This is a genomic window from Bradyrhizobium sp. LM2.9 (assembly GCF_054056555.1).
Genome location: NZ_JBSRYJ010000002.1, coordinates 1,406,502 through 1,425,889, shown reverse-complemented (window position 1 = coordinate 1,425,889; position 19,388 = coordinate 1,406,502). Strand labels below are relative to the sequence as shown.

13 protein-coding genes and 3 pseudogenes are annotated in these 19,388 nt (G+C 63.1%); 9 read left to right on the top strand and 7 right to left on the bottom strand.

The annotated features are described in order from the left end of the window. Positions 1–94 precede the first annotated feature (94 nt). The 6 genes and pseudogenes from ACVWW3_RS08065 to ACVWW3_RS08040 all read left to right on the top strand — a co-directional run bounded on the left by ACVWW3_RS08065 (position 95) and on the right by ACVWW3_RS08040 (position 5,379). Positions 95–1,926: pseudogene (locus ACVWW3_RS08065) on the top strand (IlvD/Edd family dehydratase). Between the two features lie 127 nt (positions 1,927–2,053). Then, a complete protein-coding gene (locus ACVWW3_RS08060; protein ID WP_456650379.1) occupies positions 2,054–2,785 on the top strand; it encodes an SDR family oxidoreductase in 732 nt (243 codons plus the stop codon). Between the two features lie 123 nt (positions 2,786–2,908). After that, complete coding sequence (locus ACVWW3_RS08055) at positions 2,909–3,655, top strand: SDR family NAD(P)-dependent oxidoreductase (protein WP_354046743.1); 747 nt, start codon at positions 2,909–2,911, stop codon at positions 3,653–3,655. Between the two features lie 7 nt (positions 3,656–3,662). Continuing rightward, positions 3,663–4,056, top strand: a pseudogene (locus ACVWW3_RS08050) (GFA family protein). A gap of 154 nt (positions 4,057–4,210) precedes the next feature. Beyond that, positions 4,211–4,891 (top strand): site-2 protease family protein, encoded by a 681-nt coding sequence (locus ACVWW3_RS08045; protein WP_247446798.1) that lies wholly within the window; start codon positions 4,211–4,213, stop codon positions 4,889–4,891. 65 nt (positions 4,892–4,956) lie between these two features. Then, the gene (locus ACVWW3_RS08040; RefSeq protein WP_456652052.1) at positions 4,957–5,379 is read left to right on the top strand and encodes a hypothetical protein; all 423 of its coding nucleotides are present in this window, start codon (positions 4,957–4,959) and stop codon (positions 5,377–5,379) included. On the opposite strand, the gene ACVWW3_RS08035 is transcribed toward ACVWW3_RS08040, so the two are convergent. The 7 genes from ACVWW3_RS08035 to ACVWW3_RS08005 all read right to left on the bottom strand — a co-directional run bounded on the left by ACVWW3_RS08035 (position 5,367) and on the right by ACVWW3_RS08005 (position 13,994). Next, complete coding sequence (locus ACVWW3_RS08035; protein ID WP_456650380.1) at positions 5,367–6,182, bottom strand: TonB family protein; 816 nt, start codon at positions 6,180–6,182, stop codon at positions 5,367–5,369. The genes ACVWW3_RS08040 and ACVWW3_RS08035 overlap by 13 nt on opposite strands. Positions 6,183–6,191: 9 nt before the next feature. Further along, positions 6,192–6,647, bottom strand: a complete 456-nt coding sequence (exbD, locus tag ACVWW3_RS08030) for a TonB system transport protein ExbD (RefSeq protein WP_247446796.1) — start codon at positions 6,645–6,647, stop codon at positions 6,192–6,194. 3 nt (positions 6,648–6,650) lie between these two features. Next, positions 6,651–7,547, bottom strand: coding sequence for a tonB-system energizer ExbB (gene exbB / locus ACVWW3_RS08025; RefSeq protein ID WP_456650381.1), 897 nt, complete (start codon positions 7,545–7,547; stop codon positions 6,651–6,653). Beyond that, entirely contained in the window at positions 7,544–8,233 is a 690-nt protein-coding gene (locus ACVWW3_RS08020) for a Fe2+-dependent dioxygenase (RefSeq protein ID WP_456650382.1), read from the bottom strand. Before ACVWW3_RS08020 ends, exbB begins: the two co-directional genes overlap by 4 nt. 20 nt (positions 8,234–8,253) lie before the next feature. Next, the gene (locus ACVWW3_RS08015; RefSeq protein ID WP_456650383.1) at positions 8,254–10,806 is read right to left on the bottom strand and encodes a TonB-dependent receptor; all 2,553 of its coding nucleotides are present in this window, start codon (positions 10,804–10,806) and stop codon (positions 8,254–8,256) included. 308 nt (positions 10,807–11,114) lie between these two features. Then, positions 11,115–13,523 (bottom strand): TonB-dependent receptor, encoded by a 2,409-nt coding sequence (locus ACVWW3_RS08010; protein ID WP_456671931.1) that lies wholly within the window; start codon positions 13,521–13,523, stop codon positions 11,115–11,117. Between the two features lie 231 nt (positions 13,524–13,754). Then, positions 13,755–13,994 carry a hypothetical protein gene (locus ACVWW3_RS08005; RefSeq protein ID WP_247345835.1) on the bottom strand — a complete coding sequence of 80 codons (240 nt, stop codon included), beginning with the start codon at positions 13,992–13,994 and terminating at the stop codon, positions 13,755–13,757. A gap of 380 nt (positions 13,995–14,374) precedes the next feature. On the opposite strand from ACVWW3_RS08005, the gene ACVWW3_RS08000 reads away from it, so the two are divergent. The 3 genes and pseudogenes from ACVWW3_RS08000 (at position 14,375) to ACVWW3_RS07990 (ending at position 19,333) form a co-directional block, all read left to right on the top strand. Next, positions 14,375–15,547, top strand: a complete 1,173-nt coding sequence (locus tag ACVWW3_RS08000) for an efflux RND transporter periplasmic adaptor subunit (protein ID WP_354046730.1) — start codon at positions 14,375–14,377, stop codon at positions 15,545–15,547. Continuing rightward, a pseudogene (locus ACVWW3_RS07995) lies at positions 15,544–18,691 on the top strand (efflux RND transporter permease subunit). Before ACVWW3_RS08000 ends, ACVWW3_RS07995 begins: the two are co-directional and overlap by 4 nt. A gap of 69 nt (positions 18,692–18,760) precedes the next feature. Beyond that, positions 18,761–19,333 (top strand): invasion associated locus B family protein, encoded by a 573-nt coding sequence (locus ACVWW3_RS07990; RefSeq protein WP_456650385.1) that lies wholly within the window; start codon positions 18,761–18,763, stop codon positions 19,331–19,333. The last annotated feature ends 55 nt before the right edge of the window (positions 19,334–19,388 follow it).

Here is a 19,388-nt window from a genome sequence, read left to right as displayed (position 1 = left end):
AGCGGGCAGGCAAATCATCACTCGCGCCGTTGGGCATCGCACAAGCCGACACCATAAAACGGACGCCAGTGCGTTTGCATTGCAGGAGAAACCAATGACAAAAAAACCAACCAATGGGCATGCCCCCGCCGAGAACGGCGCTCGGCGCCACCTTCGCTCGCAGGAATGGTTCAACAATCCGCATAACCCGGGCATGACCGCGCTCTATCTGGAGCGCTATTTGAACTACGGTCTGACCCGCGCCGAGCTTCAGTCCGGCAAGCCGATCATCGGCATTGCACAAACCGGCAACGACCTTTCACCCTGCAACCGCCACCATATCGAGCTTGCTCATCGCGTCCGCGAAGGCATCCGCGAGGCCGGCGGCATTGCGATGGAATTCCCCGACCCATCCGATCCAGGAGACCGGCAAGCGCCCGACCGCGGCGCTCGACCGCAACCTCGCTTATCTCGGCCTGGTCGAGATCCTCTACGGCTATCCGCTCGACGGCGTGGTGCTGACCACCGGCTGCGACAAGACCACGCCGGCCTGCATGATGGCGGCCGCGACCGTCAACCTGCCCGCGATCGTGCTGTCGGGCGGCCCGATGCTGAACGGCTGGCACAATGGCGAGCGCACCGGCTCCGGCACCATCGTCTGGAAATCGCGCGAGCGGCTCGCCGCAGGCGAGATCGACTATGAGGAATTCATGGAGATCGTGGCGTCATCGGCGCCCTCGGTCGGCCATTGCAACACCATGGGCACCGCCTCGACCATGAACGGGCTTGCGGAAGCGCTCGGCTTCTCGCTACCGGGCTGTGCGGCGATCCCCGCGCCTTATCGCGAGCGCGGCCAGATTGCCTATGAGACGGGCAAGCGCGCCGTCGAGATGGTCTGGGAGGACCCTAAAGCCCTCGGACATCCTGACCCGCGAGGCGTTCGAGAACTGCATCGTGATCAACTCGGCAATCGGCGGCTCGACTAACGCGCCGATCCACATCAACGCGCTGGCGCGCCACATCGGCGTGGAGCTCTCGATCGACGACTGGCAGAAGGTCGGCCACGACGTGCCGCTGCTGGTCAACATGCAGCCGGCCGGCTTCTATCTCGGCGAGGAATTCCATCGCGCCGGCGGCATACCGGCGGTGGTGCGCGAATTGATGAAGCACAAGCGCATCCACGAGAACGCGGTCACCGTGAACGGCCGCGGCATCGGCGAGAACTGCGCCAATGCGGCAAAGCCCGACAACGACGTGATCTGGAATTACGACAAGCCGCTGGTCAAGGACGCCGGGTTCCTGGTGCTGCGCGGCAATCTGTTCGATTCAGCGATCATGAAGACCAGCGTGATCTCCAAGGAGTTTCGCGACCGCTATCTCAGCAACCCCAAGGACCTCAACGCCTTCGAGGGCCGCGCCATCGTGTTCGAGGGTCCCGAGGACTATCACGAGCGGATCGACGATGCCTCGCTCGACATTGATGAGCATTGCGTGCTGTTCGTCCGCGGCACCGGGCCGATCGGCTATCCCGGCGGCGCCGAGGTCGTGAACATGCAGCCGCCGGCGGCGTTGATCAAACGCGGCATCCTCGCCCTGCCCTGCATCGGTGACGGCCGCCAGTCCGGCACATCGGGCTCGCCCTCGATCCTCAACGCCTCGCCGGAAGCTGCCGCCAATGGCGGGCTGGCGATCCTCAGGAACGGCGACAAGGTGCGCATCGACCTCAACAAGGGCAGCGCCAACATTCTCATCTCCGACGACGAGGTGAAGAAGCGCCATGCCGAACTGGCGGCCAATGGCGGCTTCAAGCATCCGCCGAACCAGACGCCGTGGCAGGAGCTTTATCGCAACACCGTCGGCCAGCAGTCGACCGGCGCCTGCATGGAGTTGGCGACACGCTACCAGAACGTCGCCGGCACGTTTGGTGTCGCGCGGGATAATCACTAACCACTCGTCATTGCGAGGAGCGAAGCGACCAAGCAATCCAGACTGTCTCCACGGTGAGATTCTGGATTGCTTCGCTTCGCTCGCAATGACGGCATAGCAATCAAATTCACGGTGAGGAGAATTACAAATGGCAGACCGCCTCAAAGGAAAGCGTGCCGTCATCACGGCTGCAGCGGCAGGCATCGGACGCGCATGCGCCATCGCATTCGCGCGTGAAGGCGCGACCGTGATCGCCACCGACATCAACGAGAGCGGCATTGCGGGCCTGGCCAAGGAAGGCATTGCCGAGACGGCGAAGCTCGACGTTCGCAACACCGCCGACGTCAATGGCTTCGCCAAGCGCGTCGGCAAGGTCGACATCCTGCTGAATGCGGCGGGCTTCGTGCATCACGGCACCATCCTGGAGTGCTCGGAAGAGGATTTTGATTTCTCGTTCGACCTCAACGTCAAGTCGATGCACCGGACCATCAGGGCGTTCCTGCCGGACATGCTCGCGGGCGGCGGTGGCAGCATCGTCAACATCTCCTCCTGCGCAGCGCTGCGGCCGCCGGCCAATCGCTACGTCTACAGCTCCTCGAAGGCCGCGGTGTCGCTGCTGACGCGCGCGGTCGCGCTCGACTTCATCACCAAGGGTATCCGCTGCAACAGCATCTGCCCCGGCACCGTCGAGACGCCCTCGATGCTCGACCGCGCTGCCGCGCAAGGCCCGCAGGGCAAGGAGATGTTCGTCTCCCGCCAGAAGATGGGCCGGCTCGGCACCGCCGACGAGATCGCATCCATGGCCATCTATCTCGGCAGTGACGAGAGCGCCTTCACCACCGGCGTCGACCTCGTCGTCGACGGCGGCTACATGCTCTGATTAGTCCTCATCCCGAGGAGCCGCGACAGCGGCGCCTCGAGGGATGGACCACGGGCTCAATGGTTCGAGACGCGCGCCAAGTGCGCGCTCCTCACCATGAGGGATAGATGAAGGGATTTCGCGATGAACAAGATCGATCTCAACGGCCGCGTCGCCATCGTCACCGGCGGCGCGCAGGGCTTTGGCCGCGCCATCACCCAGCGCTTTGTCGATTCCGGCGCCAAGGTCGCGATCTGGGATTTTGACGCCGCGCTGGCCGAGAAGACGGCGAAGGAGATCGGCGACAGCGTCCGCATCTTCAAGGTCGACGTCACCGATACCGCAGCCGTCGAGCAGGCCCGCGATGCGACGCTTGCCGCCTTCGGCAAGATCGACATCCTCGTCAACAATGCGGGCATCGCCGGCGTCAACAAACCGGTCTGGGAAACCGATCTCGAGGAATGGCGCAAGGTGCTGCGCATCAACCTCGACGGTCCCTTTATCGTCTGCAAGGCGATCGTCCCCACGATGCTCAAGCAGAAATACGGGCGCATCGTCAACATCGCCTCGATCGCCGGCAAGGAAGGCAATCCGAACGCCTCGCACTATTCGGCCTCCAAGGCCGGCCTGATCGCGCTGACGAAGTCGCTCGGCAAGGAATTGGCGGCGCATGACATCCTCGTCAACGCGGTGACACCCGCGGCTGCGAAGACCGCGATCTTCGACCAGATGACGCAGCAGCATATCGACTTCATGCTGTCGAAAATCCCCAAAGCGCGCTTCGTGCTGGTGGAAGAGCTCGCCGCGATGGCGGCCTGGCTCGCATCGGAGGACTGCGCGTTCTCGACCGGCGCCGTGTTCGACATCTCCGGCGGGCGGGCAACATACTGAGGGCATCATGATCAGAGAAGGCGGCTGCCTCTGCGGCGCGGTGCGGTTCAAGGCGGAAGGCGAGCCGCTCAACGTTCGCATCTGCCATTGCCGCATGTGCCAGAAGGCAATGGGCTCGCCCTACTTCGTCCGCGCGCAGTTCGACCAGCGCGCCCTGACCATCGAGGGTGACACCGCCCGCTATGCGTCGTCCGAGAACATCGATCGCGTGTTCTGCAAACGCTGCGGCAACGCGCCTGTTCTCATGGCGGCGCAACGGCACGCTGGCGGGCGTCGCACTCACCACGTTCGATGATCGCAACGCCTTCGCGCCGACCGAGCACATCTGGGTCTCGGAGAAGCTCGCCTGGCTGAAGCTCGACGACGGGCTGACGCAGTATCCGGGCACGATCCCGGCGTGAATTTTGGCGGCAGCATAGCGGCTTCGGGGCCACGCGGATCATTTGCAGCGTGGCATTTCGGAACCGGCCACCCTATGTTGAGGTGAAGCGTTGCTGCACCACCGGTTTGGCTGGGTCGGCTGCATGACCGCAGGCAAACCGGAACGGACGGGCCGTGAACATTTCTTTCTATGACATATCGGTGTGGGTGCTGCCGCTGGTGCTCGCCATCACCTTCCACGAGGCCGCGCACGCCTTCGTCGCATACCGTCTCGGTGACACCACGGCCTGGCAGCTCGGCCGCGTCAGCTTCAACCCGCTCAAGCATATCGACCCATTCGGCACCGTAATCCTGCCGGCGATGCTGCTGTTTGCGCATTCGCCGTTCCTGTTCGGCTATGCCAAGCCGGTACCGGTGAATTATCGCAACCTCAACCATCCCCGGCTCGACATGGTCTGGGTGGCGTTGGCCGGGCCCGTCACCAACATCCTGCTGGCGCTCGTCGCAGCTCTTGCCCTGCACGCCCTGCCCTGGGTGCCGGCCAGCTCGGCGCAGTGGATCTTCGACAACCTCAAGAATGCGCTGTTGATCAACGCGGTGCTGGCGGTGTTCAATATGATGCCGATTCCGCCGCTCGATGGCGGGCGTGTCGCGGTCGGGCTGTTGCCCCGGCCCCTCGCCCTGCCGCTGGCCCGGCTTGAGCCGTTCGGGATGCTGATCCTGATCGGTCTCTTGATCCTGCTGCCGCTGGCGGGCTCCCAGTTCGGTCTAAATCTTGATGTTATTTCAGCAATACTGCGAACGTTGACCGGTTATGTGATTCAGACTGTTCTCATTCTGACCGGCAATGCGTAGTTGAACAGCCACACACCCGAACAGAAGCCGAAGGGCTCGAGGCCGACTTGGTCAAAGCTGCCGATATGCTGATCGCGCGACGCGCCGACACCCGCGCCCGCGCCGATTTTGCCACCTGGAAGATGATGGCCAAGCTCAACGGGTCGTCCGCGCTGCCTCCGGAAGCGCAGGAGTTCCTCGTCAGCTACAAGAACATGCTGGCGCAGATGAACGAGGGCGAGGCCACAGAGGCCATCATCGGCGTGATCTACAAGGCCTATTATTCCGAGATGGGCGGCGCAGGAACCCCGCCCGACGTCCGTCCCCGGGCGCCTGAAACGGCGTCGGACAATGTTACCGCCTTCCGCCGCCCAGAACCGAAGCCGAAAAAGGTCAGTTTCTTCGGGGCAGCGACCGCAGGCGCAACCCAGAAACGTCCGCTTCCGGTAGCGCTGATCTTCGCCTGCCTGGTCGTTGTCTATGTCGCGATCAGGCTCTACTGGCGCTGAGCCGCCTTCTTCTTTTTCTTGGCGTCCGGCGGCGTGAAGATGATGTCGACGGTGCGCTCGAACCGGTCTTCGGTCAGCCCGGCCGGCGGCTGCGGGACGGGATCGGACTTGCGGACGATCGAGATCGCGGCCGTATCGTAAGCTGCATCCCCGGACGACTCCACAACGTCGACCGAAAGCACGTTGCCCCGTCGGTTGATCGCGAAGGAGACCTTGACCTTCTGATTGTTGGGCTGCCTCCCCTCCGGATTGACCTTGTGGGCCGTGAGGTGCGCGCTGATCTTGCGATTCCAGTCGGCCGTCAGCTTCAGCATGTCCTTGCCGATGCCAAGCACAGGCGCCAGCGCCTTCTCGGCCTCGCGGGCGTCCTCATCGAGTGTCTGCCGCGCCGTCGCAACGGACTGCGGCGAGGCCTCCGCAGCGGGGGTTTCAACCGCCGCGATCTTCGGGTCCTCGTCCTGCGGCTTCTTCGAGATGTTTTCGGTGACGACCCGATCGGGATCGTCGACCTGTTGCGACTGATCCTTCGGAAGCTCGGTTTCCTTGGTCTCGGCTTTTTGCTCGGGAAGCGCCTGCTGCTCCTGCATCGCTTCACTGTCCGGTCCGGGCGGAAGATCGGTGTCAGGCGCCTTCGGCGAGGCCATCTCGACGGCGAACTCCGCGCCGGCTGCCCCCAGGCCATCGTCGCCGTCATCGGTTTGTAAATGGGCCAGCGCGAGCGCGGCACCACCCAGATGCAGCGCGAGCGCTGCCACCGCTGCCAAAATCCAAAGCTTCCGGGGTGGTCTGGGTTCGTCCGACATAGCGGGCCTCTAAGGCTGAGCGGCGCCTGCCGCAGGCGCCCCCGGAGCGCCTTCCAGCGCAACCAGCTTCACCCGCGAATAGCCGCCTGCGCGCAACAGCTCCATGACGCCCATCAACTCGCCATACGGCACCGAGCGATCAGCGCGCAGGAAGACATACTTGTCCTTGCTCATGTCCGACAGGCCGTCGAGGGTGCCGATCAACTCGGCGCGGTGGACCGGGTTCTCTCCGATCGCAAGCGTCAAATCGGGCTTGATGCTGAGATAGGTCGGCTTGTCCGGCTTCTTCTGCGGCGTCGCGCTCGACGTCGGCAAATCGATCGGCAGGTCGACCGTGGAGAGCGGCGCTGCGACCATGAAGATGATCAGCAGCACCAGGATGACGTCGATGAACGGCGTGACGTTGATCTCATGCGTCTCGCCGAAATCGTCGTCGTCGTCATTGTCTGCGAGCGAAACGCCCATGGTTCACTCCGCCGCGCGCGAATGCACGCTGCCGTGGCTGCGGTCGAGATCGCGCGAGAGCAGCCGCCCCGCCGCGCCCGAGGCACGGCTGACGAGTTCGAGATAGCTCTTCGTCACGCGCGAGAAGTAGTTGTAGATGATGACGGCGGGAATGGCGGCGACAAGGCCGATCGCGGTCGCGAGCAGCGCCTCGGCGATGCCGGGCGCGACGACGGCGAGATTCGTGGTCTGCGACTTCGAGATGCCGATGAAGCTGTTCATGATGCCCCACACCGTGCCGAACAGGCCGACGAAGGGCGACGTGGAGCCGATGGTCGCGAGCACACCCATGCCGACGCGGATGCGCCGCGCCTCCGCACGCACGATCTCGGAGAAGCTCGAGGCGGCCCTCTCCTTGATGCCGGTATCGCTGGACAGGCCGGCCGACATCCGCGCCTCGCGCAGCGCCGCCGCCAGGAACGACGGCAGGATGCCCTCCTTGGAGCCGAGTGCCATCTGCGCTTCCGCGAGCGAGCGCGCCTCCGCAATCTTCTTCAGGGCCGAACGAAGCTTGGTCGAGGCAACCGACAGCTCGATCGACTTGGCGATCAGCACCGTCCAGGTCATCAGCGATGCGAAGGCGAGCCCGATCATCACCGCCTTCACGATGATGTCCGCCGACTGGAACATCACCCAGGGCGACAGTTCCTTCATGGCCGGCGCGATGCCGACCGCCGCATCGGGCTTTGCCGCCGCCAGCGCGGCGGCTGAGGGAGCCGCGGCGGGCGCGGCCGGCTGAGCTGTCGATTGGACCGGCGTCGCCGGCGGGCTTTGTGTCTGGGCAGAAACAGGGGATGCGAGCCAGGCGGCCGCCAACATCAAGGCTGCGGCAACGCTTGCTTGGAAGGACATGATCTTCATACTTCGGCCCAGTAGCGAATGAGGTTGTGATAGATACCCGTCAATTTGACCGTTTCGGGATCGTCACGCCCGAGCCGTTCCACCAGCGCCTGAATCGCGGTGTCGAGGTCAAAGATCATGCTCCGGGCTTGATCGTCCCGTATCATGCTCTGAAGCCAGAAGAAAGACGCAACCCGCGTTCCCCTCGTCACCGGGGTGACGAGATGGAGGCTGGTCGAGGGATAGAGCACGCAGTCCCCGGCTGGCAACTTGACTTCGTGCGAACCGTAGCTGTCCTCGATCACAAGTTCGCCACCGTCGTACTCCTCCGGCTCGGCCAGGAACAAGGTGACCGACAGGTCTGTACGGATGCGAAGGCCGGTCAGGCGGTCGCCGCGGATGGCATTGTCGACATGCAGCCCAAAATGGTGGCCGCTGCTGGCCGCATAGCGGTTGAACAACGGCGGGAAAATCTGGAGCGGAATTGCCGCCGCGATGAAGCGCGGGTTCGACGTCAGCGCCGAGATGATGCGGTTGCCGAGTTTTCGCGCGACCTCGCTGTCCGGCGGCAATTGCTCGTTGCGCTTGACCACCGCCGACTGCGAGCCGGCGGTGGAGCGCCCGTCTTCCCAGTCGCTGGCGTCCATGATGCGGCGGAAATCCGCCACATCATCCTTGCTCAAAACGCCTTCAATGCATGTCAGCATGGCACCTCGTCATGACTTCATCAGTAGCGCGCCGAGATCACCAGATAGGCGGCGCGTCCCGGTGCTTCCAGCACGAACGGTGCCGCGCTCTGGTACAGCGCGTCGTAGTAGCGCTTGTCGAAGATGTTGTTCACGAACAGCTTGACCTGCCAGTTCTTGTTGATCTTGGCCTCCGCGAACATGTCGAAGCGCCAGTAGCTTGGGATCGACGTGCCCTGGTTGGCCGCGAGTAAGGTGCCGCCGTAGATCTTCGAGCGGTAAACCGCCTGCCCGCCAAGCTCCCAGACATCGGTGAGCTGGTATTTCGAGAGCAGGCTGAACGACTCGTGCGCAACATTGGCGAGCGGACGGCCGACGTTGGTGGGATAAAGGGTCTTGTTCGCGGACGGCGCCAGCGACTGCGTCACCTCCGACTGCATCAGTACGAGACCGCCGAATACGCTCCACTTGTCGGTGATCTTGCCACCGACACCGAGATCAATGCCGCGGATGCGGTAGGCTGCGCCGGCCGTGATACACGACACCGAGCCGGTAGTCGCCGGTACAGTTACTGGATAGGGACAAGTCGCCGTTGCCGTTGCCGCGGTAATGTTCTGCGATTCGCGCGCGTTGTCCTTCGTGGTCTGAAACAGCGCCGCCGTCAGCAAAAGGTGACGGTCGAACAACTCCCATTTCGTGCCGAGCTCGATCGCCTTGTTCTTCTCCGGCCCGAAAATCTGGTTCGTACTGCCGTTGAGGACGGGTGTGAGACCACCATAAGCGGTGCTCGTCCCATCGAACTCGGCACCGACGGGATTCGCTGAGGTCGCATACGCCACGTAGACGCTGCCATTCGGAAGCGGCTTGAGCGTGAGACCGAGGTTGAAGTTCGGAATCAGGAACTCGGCAGACTGCTGGCCAAACTGGCTCACGCCACCGACCGTTCCGTATCCCGACGTGTTGATCTTGTAATTATCGTAGCGGAAACCGCCGTTGAGGATCAGGAGGTCGCGATAATTCGCGCTATCCATGACGTAGCCGCTGACGGTGTCGATGCCGATTTTGGTCGGCAGCCCTGCCAGCGCGAGCGCTTTACCGGGCAAAAACGTATCTTGGGGAAAGAAGACGCTGACGCCCGTCGGCGAACCGGATGGGCTTACGGGCACTCCGTTCCCCTCCGAGGTGAGCCCGAGATATTTGTCGATCGACGATCTCTCGCGATCGACTTCAATTCCCGCCAGCGCGGTATGCTTGAACCCGACCCCGTCCTGGAATTTGTAGGTCGCCTCCGTCTGGTTGGCGATCACGTCGGTGATCTGGAGACGGCTCTGCGGATTCATCGTGAGCGTGGAAGCCGAGAGCGGGGTGCCGTTGATCGGGCTCTCCGGCAGCGTTCCGACGTAGTTCTGCGTCGAGCGAGACGCACGGAACCTGTTGCTGACCATCAGGTCCGGGGTGATCTGCACTTCCGCGTTGAGCGAACCGATGTCCTGGCCGGTCCGATAGAAGTCGCGGTTGATCTGGCCATACCAGTTGTTGCGGTTGGCGCCGAAGTCCGCGAACGGACCGCCGGCGGTCGACGCCGTGCTCGGCCGATAATAGGGCACACCGAAGTCCGGAACTCCCGTCAATTCGGTATGAATGTAGCCAGCCGTGACCTTGACAGCATCGACAGGCTTCCAGGTCGTCGCGACGAAAGCGCCATTGCGATTGTCCTTGACGAAATCGCGCCCGGCGACATCGGCATCCTGGAACAGACCGCCGGCACGAACGGCCAGTGTCGGGTTGATCACCTGGTTGACGTCGAGGGTGACACGCTTGGTCTGGTCGGTGCCAAACGTGGTGTCCATGTTGTAGAAGCTCTTCTCCGTCGTCGCCTGCTTGGTGACGATGTTGATCGCACCACCGGCGACACCGCGACCGGCAAAGGTCGAGCCGGGACCGCGCAGGATCTCAACCTGCTCGGTGAAGAAGTTCTCACGAACGCTGACGCCGGGATCGCGGACACCGTCGATGAAGATGTCGTTGCGGGCGTCGAAGCCGCGGATAAAGAAGCGGTCACCGAAGGCGTTGCCGCCCTCGCCTGTTCCAAGCGTCACGCCAGCCGTACTCAGGATCGCCCGTTTCAGCGACGTGGCGTTCATGTCCTCGAGCACATCCTTTGTAAGCACAGTGATCGATTTTGGCGTGTTGAGGATCGGCTCGGGGAATTTGCCTGACGCCTGCACCCGGGTCGCCATGTAAGGCGCGGCGGGATTTGCGTACGGATCACGGTCGGCCGCAAGACCGCCTGGATTGACGACTGGCGCCGTTGCTGCCTGCTGCCGCTGCGCAGCACGCCGAAGCGCATTGCGCGCGCGGACCTGGTCGGCCGCCGGTTTCGAAGCCACGGGGCGCGGACGCTGGACCGGCGCATCGACCGTCACCGGCGGCAGGTTCGACTGCTGCGCCTGAGCCCCGCTCGAAACTGACGCGACGGCGATCAGACTGGCCACTGCAGAAACGGTCTTGCCCGTCGCAGCATCCAAATTGTTGCCGAATGATTTCCGAACAGCGACCGGACGCAACGATCGCGGTGTTTTCGTCATGCTCATCACACGCCCCGCAGTGTTTTTGCTTCCATTGGCCGCGTTGCGACAACGCGACGCACCGGTGCTATCGGGCGTATTGATGGGGGTCAACGCGATCACGGCAACACAGCGGAGGAATCCGCCCATTTCAAAGCAATTCTAAACTTGCCTGCGCGCGTCACTTTGTAAGCGTTCTAATCTCGAGTTTGTAAGCGTTCTAAACTGATGCCGATTTTGTCCCTCGGACACCGGTGGCACGCACTCTCACCATCGGATGCGGAAGGTGGAGGGATGCCCGCCATGGCGGACATCCCAGCCTTGGATAGACGAAATCAGAACTTCGCCGTCGTCACGAGATAGAATGCCCGGCCCGGCGCGACCGCCACGAACGGCACGGCGCTGCGGTAGAGCGTATCGTAGTAGAGCTTGTTGGTGAGATTCTGCGCGTAGAACTTCATGGTCCAGTTCTTGTCGATCTTCTTCTCGACGAACGCGTCGAAGCGCCAGTAGCTCGGGAGCTCGTTGCCGGTATTGGCCGCGAACGTGCCGCCATAGACTTTCGAGCGGTACACCGCCTGCCCGCCCAGCTCCCAGCCGCCATCGAACTTGTACTTGGTCAGCATGCTGAACGACTGGTGCGCGACGTTGGCGAGCTGCAGGCCGAGGTTGGAGGCGATGTTGCTCTGCGTGACCTTCGACTGCATCAGCACGATACCGCCGAAGATGCTCCAGCGATCGGTGATCTTGCCCTCGGCCTCGATGTCGATGCCCTGGATGCGGTAGGCAGCGTTCGACGTGAGCAGGCCCGCGGCGTTTGTCTCGCGCGCATTGTCCTTCGTGGTCTGGAACAGCGCAGCGCTGACCAACAGGTGACGATCCGCCAGCTCCCATTTGGTGCCGAGTTCGGCGGCCTTGTTGCGCTCGGGCCCGAGCAGGATGACCGTGTTGGCCGGAACGCCACCGTAGTCGGTGCCGGTCGCGTCAAGCTCCGAGCCGAACGGATTGGCCGAAGTCGCATAGGCCGCATAGACGCTGCCGATCGACGTCGGCTTGTAGACCAGGCCGACGTTGTAATTGACGAGGTCGGCGTTCATTTTCAGGTAATTCGGCGAGTTGGTCGACGAGCTCATGTTGTAGCCGTCGTAGCGGATGCCGCCATTGACGATGATCGTGTCCTGCCAGTTGGCGGTGTCCATGACGTACACGCTGCTGGTGTTGACACCATAGCGCGTCGGATTTCCGGTCAACGACGGCGATCCGAACGGGATGTTGGTGTACTGGGGGGAATAGAGATTGACCCCTGTAACGGCGCCGGTGCTGGTGAAGGCGCTGCCGGCCAGTTCCGACGCGAGGCCGGCGTAACGGTCGATCGAGATGTTCTCGTTCGCATATTCCACGCCGAATACGGCAGTGTGCTTCACCCCGCCGGTGTCGAGCTTGAACGTGGCCTCGTTCTGGTTGGCCCACACGTCCACGTTCTGCAGCCGGCTCTGCGCGCTGGCCGTCGTGGTCCAGAGCAAGGGATTGGGGCTGGTCGTATTCGGGTTCTGCGGCAGCGTGCCGATGTAGTTCAGCAGCGAGTGCTCGCCGCGCACTTTGCTGCTCAGCGTGATGGCCTCGTTGACCTTGTACTCGATCGTGCCGGTGCCGAAATCCTGCCGCGCGGTCTGGAAGTCGCGGTTGAGGAAGCCGTACCAGTTTCCACGCGGAATGCCGGCGGACGTCACCGGCACGTTACCCTTCTTGTAATAAGGCACGCCGAAATCCGGCAGGCCGCTGAGATCGGTATGGACGTAGTTCGTGGTGATCTTGATGTCGCTGGTCGGGGTGTACTTGGTCGAGATGAAACTGCCCCAGCGATTGTCGGTGACGTAGTCGCGGCCGGCGACGTTGGCATCCTGGAACATGCCGCCGGTGCGCACCGAGAAGGTCGGATCGATCACCTGGTTGACATCGATCGTGACGCGCTTGGTCCTGTCGGTGCCGAACTCGGTATCCATGCGCTTGAAGTTGGTGTCGCCGGCCTGCTTGGTGACGATGTTGATGGCGCCGCCGGCGGTGCCGCGGCCGGCATAGGACGAGGCTGGCCCGCGCAGAATCTCGATCTGCTCGGTGAAGAAGTTCTCGCGGATCGAGACCGCGGGATCGCGGATGCCGTCGATGAAGACGTCGTTTCGCGCGTCGAAGCCGCGGATGAAGAAGCGGTCGCCGAAGGCGTTGCCGCCCTCACCCGATCCCAGCGTCACGCCGGCGGTCGAACGGCCGATCTCCTTCAGCGTCGTGGCATTCTTGTCCTCGAGCACTTCCTTGCTGAGCACCGTGATGGTCTTCGGCGTGTTCAGCATCGGCTCGGGAAACTTGCCGGAGGCCTGGACGTGGTCGACTTTGTAGGGCGCCGCCGGATCGGAATAGGGATTGCGATCGACTTCGCCGGCCGGGACCGTGGGCGCGGTCTGCTGCGCCGCCTGCTGCCGCTGCGCGGCGCGCCGAAGCGCATTGCGCGCGCGGACCTGATCCGGCGTCGGCTTCGAAACCGCGGGACGCGGACGCGCGACGGGAGCGTCGACCGTCACCGGCGGCAGGTTCGACTGCTGCGCCTCTGCGCCGCTCGACACCGACGCCACCGCGATCAATCCTGCAACGGCAGAAACCGCCTTGCCAGAATGCCCATCGAACTTGTTCTCAACCGAATGCCCCCCTGCGATCGAACGCAACGATCGCGGCACAACTGCCAGCTCCATCCCAACGCACCCCATCTTGAATTCATCGATCCGCAACATGCGCGATGAACGATGGGCCGGTGCTATCGATCGAGAAAATGCAGGTCAATGCAGTGTGATCCGTTCGATCACTTGAAATCGTCCAGTTCAAATCGATTCTAAAATCGAGCTTTGTAATCGATCTAAATCCGCGCGACATAGTGATGCAGTTGATCTGCACGCGCCTTGCTTCACACGGTAGCGTGTTGCAGCTCAATCGCTGCTCGGCGGCTTCATCAGCGAGAACAATTCGTCGATGGTCTTCTGCGCCACGGCGCGCACGCGATCGCTATCGTCCATGCCGGCGATGTTGACGCCGTTGACGACGGCTTTGATCTCGTCGCGGAAGTCCGTGAGGAAGCGCAGGGGATCACGCTGCTCGTTGGCAACGCGTGCGATCAGTCCCGTGATCAGAATCTGACACGCGATAAGCTTGCCGTTCAGCTCGTCCATCCTGCGCTCCCTCTGGTGGCGGGGCCGATATGAACGATGCCGATTTTCCTGACAACCGAAACGGCCTCTGCACGGTTTAGAACCGTTCTTGTAAAGCGTCCGCCCCGGCGGCTCTGCGCGGCGCCATTCAGCGTGGCGCACACCGCTTTCGAGCATTGCACAAGGTTTGCACGCTGATCGTTCACGCCGGGAAAATGCAGTGCTGCACACCGTAGCGCCACGGAGCTGCCTAGACAGTGCAAAGCTTTCCAATTGTTTAGGATTCTCAACCGATAGTGCTGTTTACTCTGGAACTTGGCGTGTATTATACAGGCGCCTTGGAACCCAATGATTGCCCTCATAATTCGTAGCTTAGGGCACGAGAGCCGACACGAGACGATATGAAAAAGTCCCGGCCGATCCTCTGGATTCTGATCATCGCGGCCGTGGCCTCCGCGGGTTACTATGGTTGGCACAAATTCGGCTCGCCCGACGCCGCAAAAACCCAGACCGCGCAGAAGGGTCCGCAGCGTCCGCCCGCCGTCCTCGTGAGTGTTTCGCCGGTCCAGAAGGTCGACTTCCCGGTCTACCTGACCGGTCTGGGCACGGTTGCGGGCTTCAACACCGTACAAGTCCGGACTCGGGTGGATGGCCAGATCGACAAGATCGCCTTCACCGAAGGCCAGATCGTCAAGCAGGACGAGCTTCTCGTCTCGATTGATCCCCGCCCCTATCAAGCCACGCTCGACCAGGCCAAGGCCAAGAGGGCCCAGGACGAGGCGAATCTGGCCAACGCCAATCTCGAGCTCCAGCGCGCCATGAAGCTCGGCGAATTCGCCACCGCACAGCGGGTCGACACCCAGCGCTCCACGGTTGCCCAGCTCACTGCGCAGATCGCCGCCGACGATGCCGCGATCTCCAACGCCCAGACCCAGCTCGACTACACCCAGGTCAAGGCACCGATCACCGGCGTCGCGGGCCTGCGCCAGGTCGACGTGGGCAACATCGTCAACGCCTCGACGCAGACCGGCATCGTCACGATATCGCAGGTCGAGCCGATCTCGGTGATCTTCACGGCGCCGGAGGATCAGCTTCCCTATATCAGCGAGGGCCAGAAGGCCGGCGCGCTCAAGGTGATCGCTTTCACCACCGACGGCAAGAAGACGCTGGCCGAGGGCAAGCTCGCGGTCATCAACAACCAGGTCGACACGAGCAGCGGGACGATCCGGCTCAAGGCGGTGTTCGACAATAAGGACCACGCGCTGTGGCCCGGGCAGTCGGTGTCGACGCGCCTTCTGGTGCGCACCTTGAAAGATGCGACCGTCGTTCCCGATGACGCGGTCCAGCACTCCACCAACGGCCTCTATGCCTATACCGTCAATCAGGACAACAAGGCCGAGATGCACAAGATCAAGGTCAGCTACGGCATCGACGGGCGTTCGGTCATCGACGAAGGGCTGACGCCCGGGCAACAAGTGATCACCGGCGGCCAATTCAAGGTCCAGCCGGGAAGCCTCGTCTCCACGGCCGTGGCGAGTACGGATCCGGCCCAGAACAAGGTTCGACAGGAATGAACGCGGGAGGGATTTCGGCACCTTTCATCCGTTATCCCATCGGCACCTCGCTGCTGATGGCCGGCATTCTCTTCGTCGGTCTCGTCGCCTATCCCCTGCTGCCGGTCGCGCCACTGCCGCAGGTGGACTTCCCGACCATCCAGATCACCGCCAATCTGCCGGGCGGCAGCCCGGAGACCATGGCCTCGTCGGTGGCCCAGCCGCTCGAACGGCAATTCGCCCAGATCCCGGGCATCGCCCAGATGACCTCGACGAGCTATCTGGGCACCGCGTCGATCACGATCCAGTTCGACCTCAACCGCAGCATCGACGGCGCCGCCAATGACGTGCAGGGCGCCCATCAATGCCGCGAGCGGCCAGCTGCCGAAGAATCTGCCCTCGCCGCCGACCTACCGCAAGGTCAACCCGGCCGACGCGCCGATCCTGCTGCTGTCGGCGACCTCCGATACATTGCCGCTGACCAGCGTCAGCGACGCGGTCGATGCCCAGCTCGCCCAGCAGATCAGCCAGCTCTCGGGCGTCGCGCAGGTGTTCATCGGCGGCCAGCAGAAACCGTCCATCCGCATCCAGATCGATCCGGCGAAACTCGTCGCCAAGGGCCTGTCGATGGAGGACGTGCGCAGCCAGATCGCGATCACCACGGTCGACAGCCCCAAAGGCAATATCGACGGCCCGAAGCGCGCCTACACGATCTACGCCAACGACCAGCTGACCCAGGCCAAGGACTGGAACGACGTCATCATCGCCTATCGCAATGGCGGTCCCTTGCGAATCCGCGACATCGGCCAGGCGGTCAGCGGCGCTGAAGACGCCAAGCAGGCGGCCTGGGCCAATGGCAAGCGCGGCGTGTTCCTGGTGATATTCAAGCAGCCGGGCGCCAACGTGATCGAGACCGTCGACCGGATCAAGGCCACCCTGCCTCGCCTCGTGGCCGCGATACCGCCCGCGATCAAGATCGAGCTCATCAGCGACCGCACCACGACCATCCGCGCCGCCGTCGAGGACGTCCAGTTCACGCTGCTGCTGACCATTGCGCTGGTGGTCATGGTCATCTTCATTTTCCTGCGCAGTTTCTGGGCGACCGTCATTCCCACCATCACGGTTCCGCTGGCGCTGCTGGGCGCGTGCGCCTTGATGTGGGTGGTCGGCTATTCGCTCGACAATTTGTCGCTGATGGCGCTCACCATCGCGGTCGGCTTCGTCGTCGACGACGCCATCGTGATGCTCGAGAACATCACCCGCTACATCGAGGAAGGCGAATCGCCGATGGCGGCCGCCTTCAAGGGCTCCAAGGAAATCGGCTTCACCATCGTGTCGATCAGTATCTCGCTGGTCGCGGTGCTGATTCCGCTGCTGCTGATGGGCGGCATCATCGGGCGCCTGTTCCGCGAATTCGCCGTCGTGCTGGCGATGACGATCTTCGTCTCGATGTTCGTGTCGCTGACCCTGACGCCGATGATGGCCTCGCGCTTCCTGCGCGCCCATGGCGAGGTGACCCACGGCAAGTTCTATCAGTGGAGCGAGCGCGGCTTCGATGCGATGCTGCGCGGCTACGAATGGGTGCTCGACCATGCACTGGCCTGGCGCCGCACGACGCTCGCGATCTTTTTCGCGACCCTTGCTTTGTCGGTCTATTTGTTCGTCCTGATCCCGAAAGGGTTCTTCCCGCAGCAGGACGTCGGCCTGATCACCGCGACCTCGGAAGCCTCCCAGGACATCTCGTTCGCGGAGATGCAGCGCCGCCAGGTCGAGCTCGGCAAGATCGTGATGGACGATCCCGACGTCGCAACGATCGCGATGAACATCGGCGGCAGCGGCCGCGCCGGCAACAACGGCAACATGTTCATCACGCTGAAGCCGCTCGGCGTCCGCACTACCTCGGCGCAGCAGATCATCGCGCGGCTGCGTCCCCAGCTCGAGAAGGTGTCGGGCGCCCGTCTCTACATGCAGGCGGCCCAGGACGTCCGGCTCGGCGGCCGGCCGACGCGCACGCAGTTCGAGTTCACGTTGCAGGACGCCGATCTGGCCGAGCTCAACGACTGGGCGCCGAAAATCCTCGCCAAGATGCAGACGTTGCCGCAACTGCGCGACGTCGCGACCGACCAGCAGACCAAAGGCACCACGGTTCAGCTCAAGATCAACCGCGATACCGCAGCGCGCTACGGCATCCAGCCTCAGCTGATCGACGACACGCTGTACGACGCCTTCGGCCAGCGCCAGGTCACGCAGTATTTCACCCAGCTCAACACCTACAAGGTGATCCTGGAAATCCTCCCGGAGATGCAGGGCAGCCTCGAAAGCCTGAACAAACTCTATCTGAAATCGCCGCTGACCGGGGACCAGGTGCCGCTGTCGACGTTTGCGACCTGGAGCACCGATCCGGTCCGCCCGCTCTCGATCAGTCATCAGGGCCAGTTCCCGGCGATCACGATCAGCTTCAACCTCGCCCAAGGCGTCGCGCTCGGCCAGGCCACGGAGGCCGTGCAGAAGGCGATGGCCGATCTCGGTGCGCCGCCCACGCTCAATTCGAGCTTCCAAGGCACGGCACAGGCGTTCCAGCAGTCGCTGGGCACCGTGCCGCTCCTGATCCTCGCGGCGCTGGTCGTGGTCTATCTGATCCTCGGCATCCTCTACGAGAGCTACATCCATCCGATCACGATTCTCTCGACCCTGCCCTCGGCCGGCGTCGGCGCGCTCGCGATCCTGATGGCGGCCGGTTTCGAGTTCAGCCTCATTGCTTTGATCGGCATTATTCTGCTGATCGGCATCGTGAAGAAGAACGGCATCATGATGGTGGACTTCGCCATCGCCGCGGAGCGCGACGAGCACAAGACGCCGGCGGAATCGATCCGGCAGGCAGCGCTGTTGCGCTTCCGTCCGATCATGATGACGACGATGGCTGCCCTGCTCGGCGGTGTGCCGCTGATGCTCAGTCACGGCACCGGCGCCGAGATCCGCCAGCCGCTCGGCTACGCCATGGTCGGCGGCCTGATCGTCAGCCAGGCGCTGACGCTGTTCACCACCCCGGTCGTCTATCTCTATCTCGACGAGCTCAACAACTGGTTCTCGGGTTGGGGCCGTAAGGGTGACGGCGAAGGCGACGAGACGATCGCGCACGGCACCGTTAAGGAAGCTGCCGAGTAGCAGCTTGCACCGCCCGCCTCGCGACGCTACAGCGAGCGAGACCCCGGTTCACGCCAACGCGGTTTTGCCATGTCCATGCAATCCAGACTTGCCGCCCTTGCCGCCGCGCTCCTGTTGTCGACGGGTGCCGCGTATGCCCAGCAGGGCGCCAAGAAGAACGCAGCTCCCCCTGCCCCGGCGGCACAGCCCGCACCGGCTCCGACGCAACCGCAGGCTGAGGCCTCTCCGGCGCAGCAGGCCGGCTGGGTCGTGCGCTGTACCAGCGTCAGCCGCGATGCGCCGCTCGAATGCGCGATGGAGCAGAACGCGGTGCTGACCAAGACCGGCCAGACCATCGTCCTGATCAACATCCGCATTGCGCCCGACACCCGCACACCGGTGGCGCTGCTGCAATTGCCGCTCGGCCTCAACCTTCCCATCGGCGCCAAGCTCCAGGTCGACGAGGGCAAGACGGTCGATCTCCCCATCCAGACCTGCGAGAACCGCGGCTGCTACGCCTCGACTCCGATCGCGCCGGACCTGCTTGCGACCTTGCGGTCGGGCAAACAGCTCAAGGTCTCCTTCCAGAACATGGCGAAGGAAACGATCGCGATTCCGATGCCGCTCGGCGATTTCGCGGCCGCTTACGACAAGATCAAGTAGCCCGCTTCTTTTTCGCCGATTGCCGCAGGAGTTTTCCTTGCGGCCCATCCTTCGA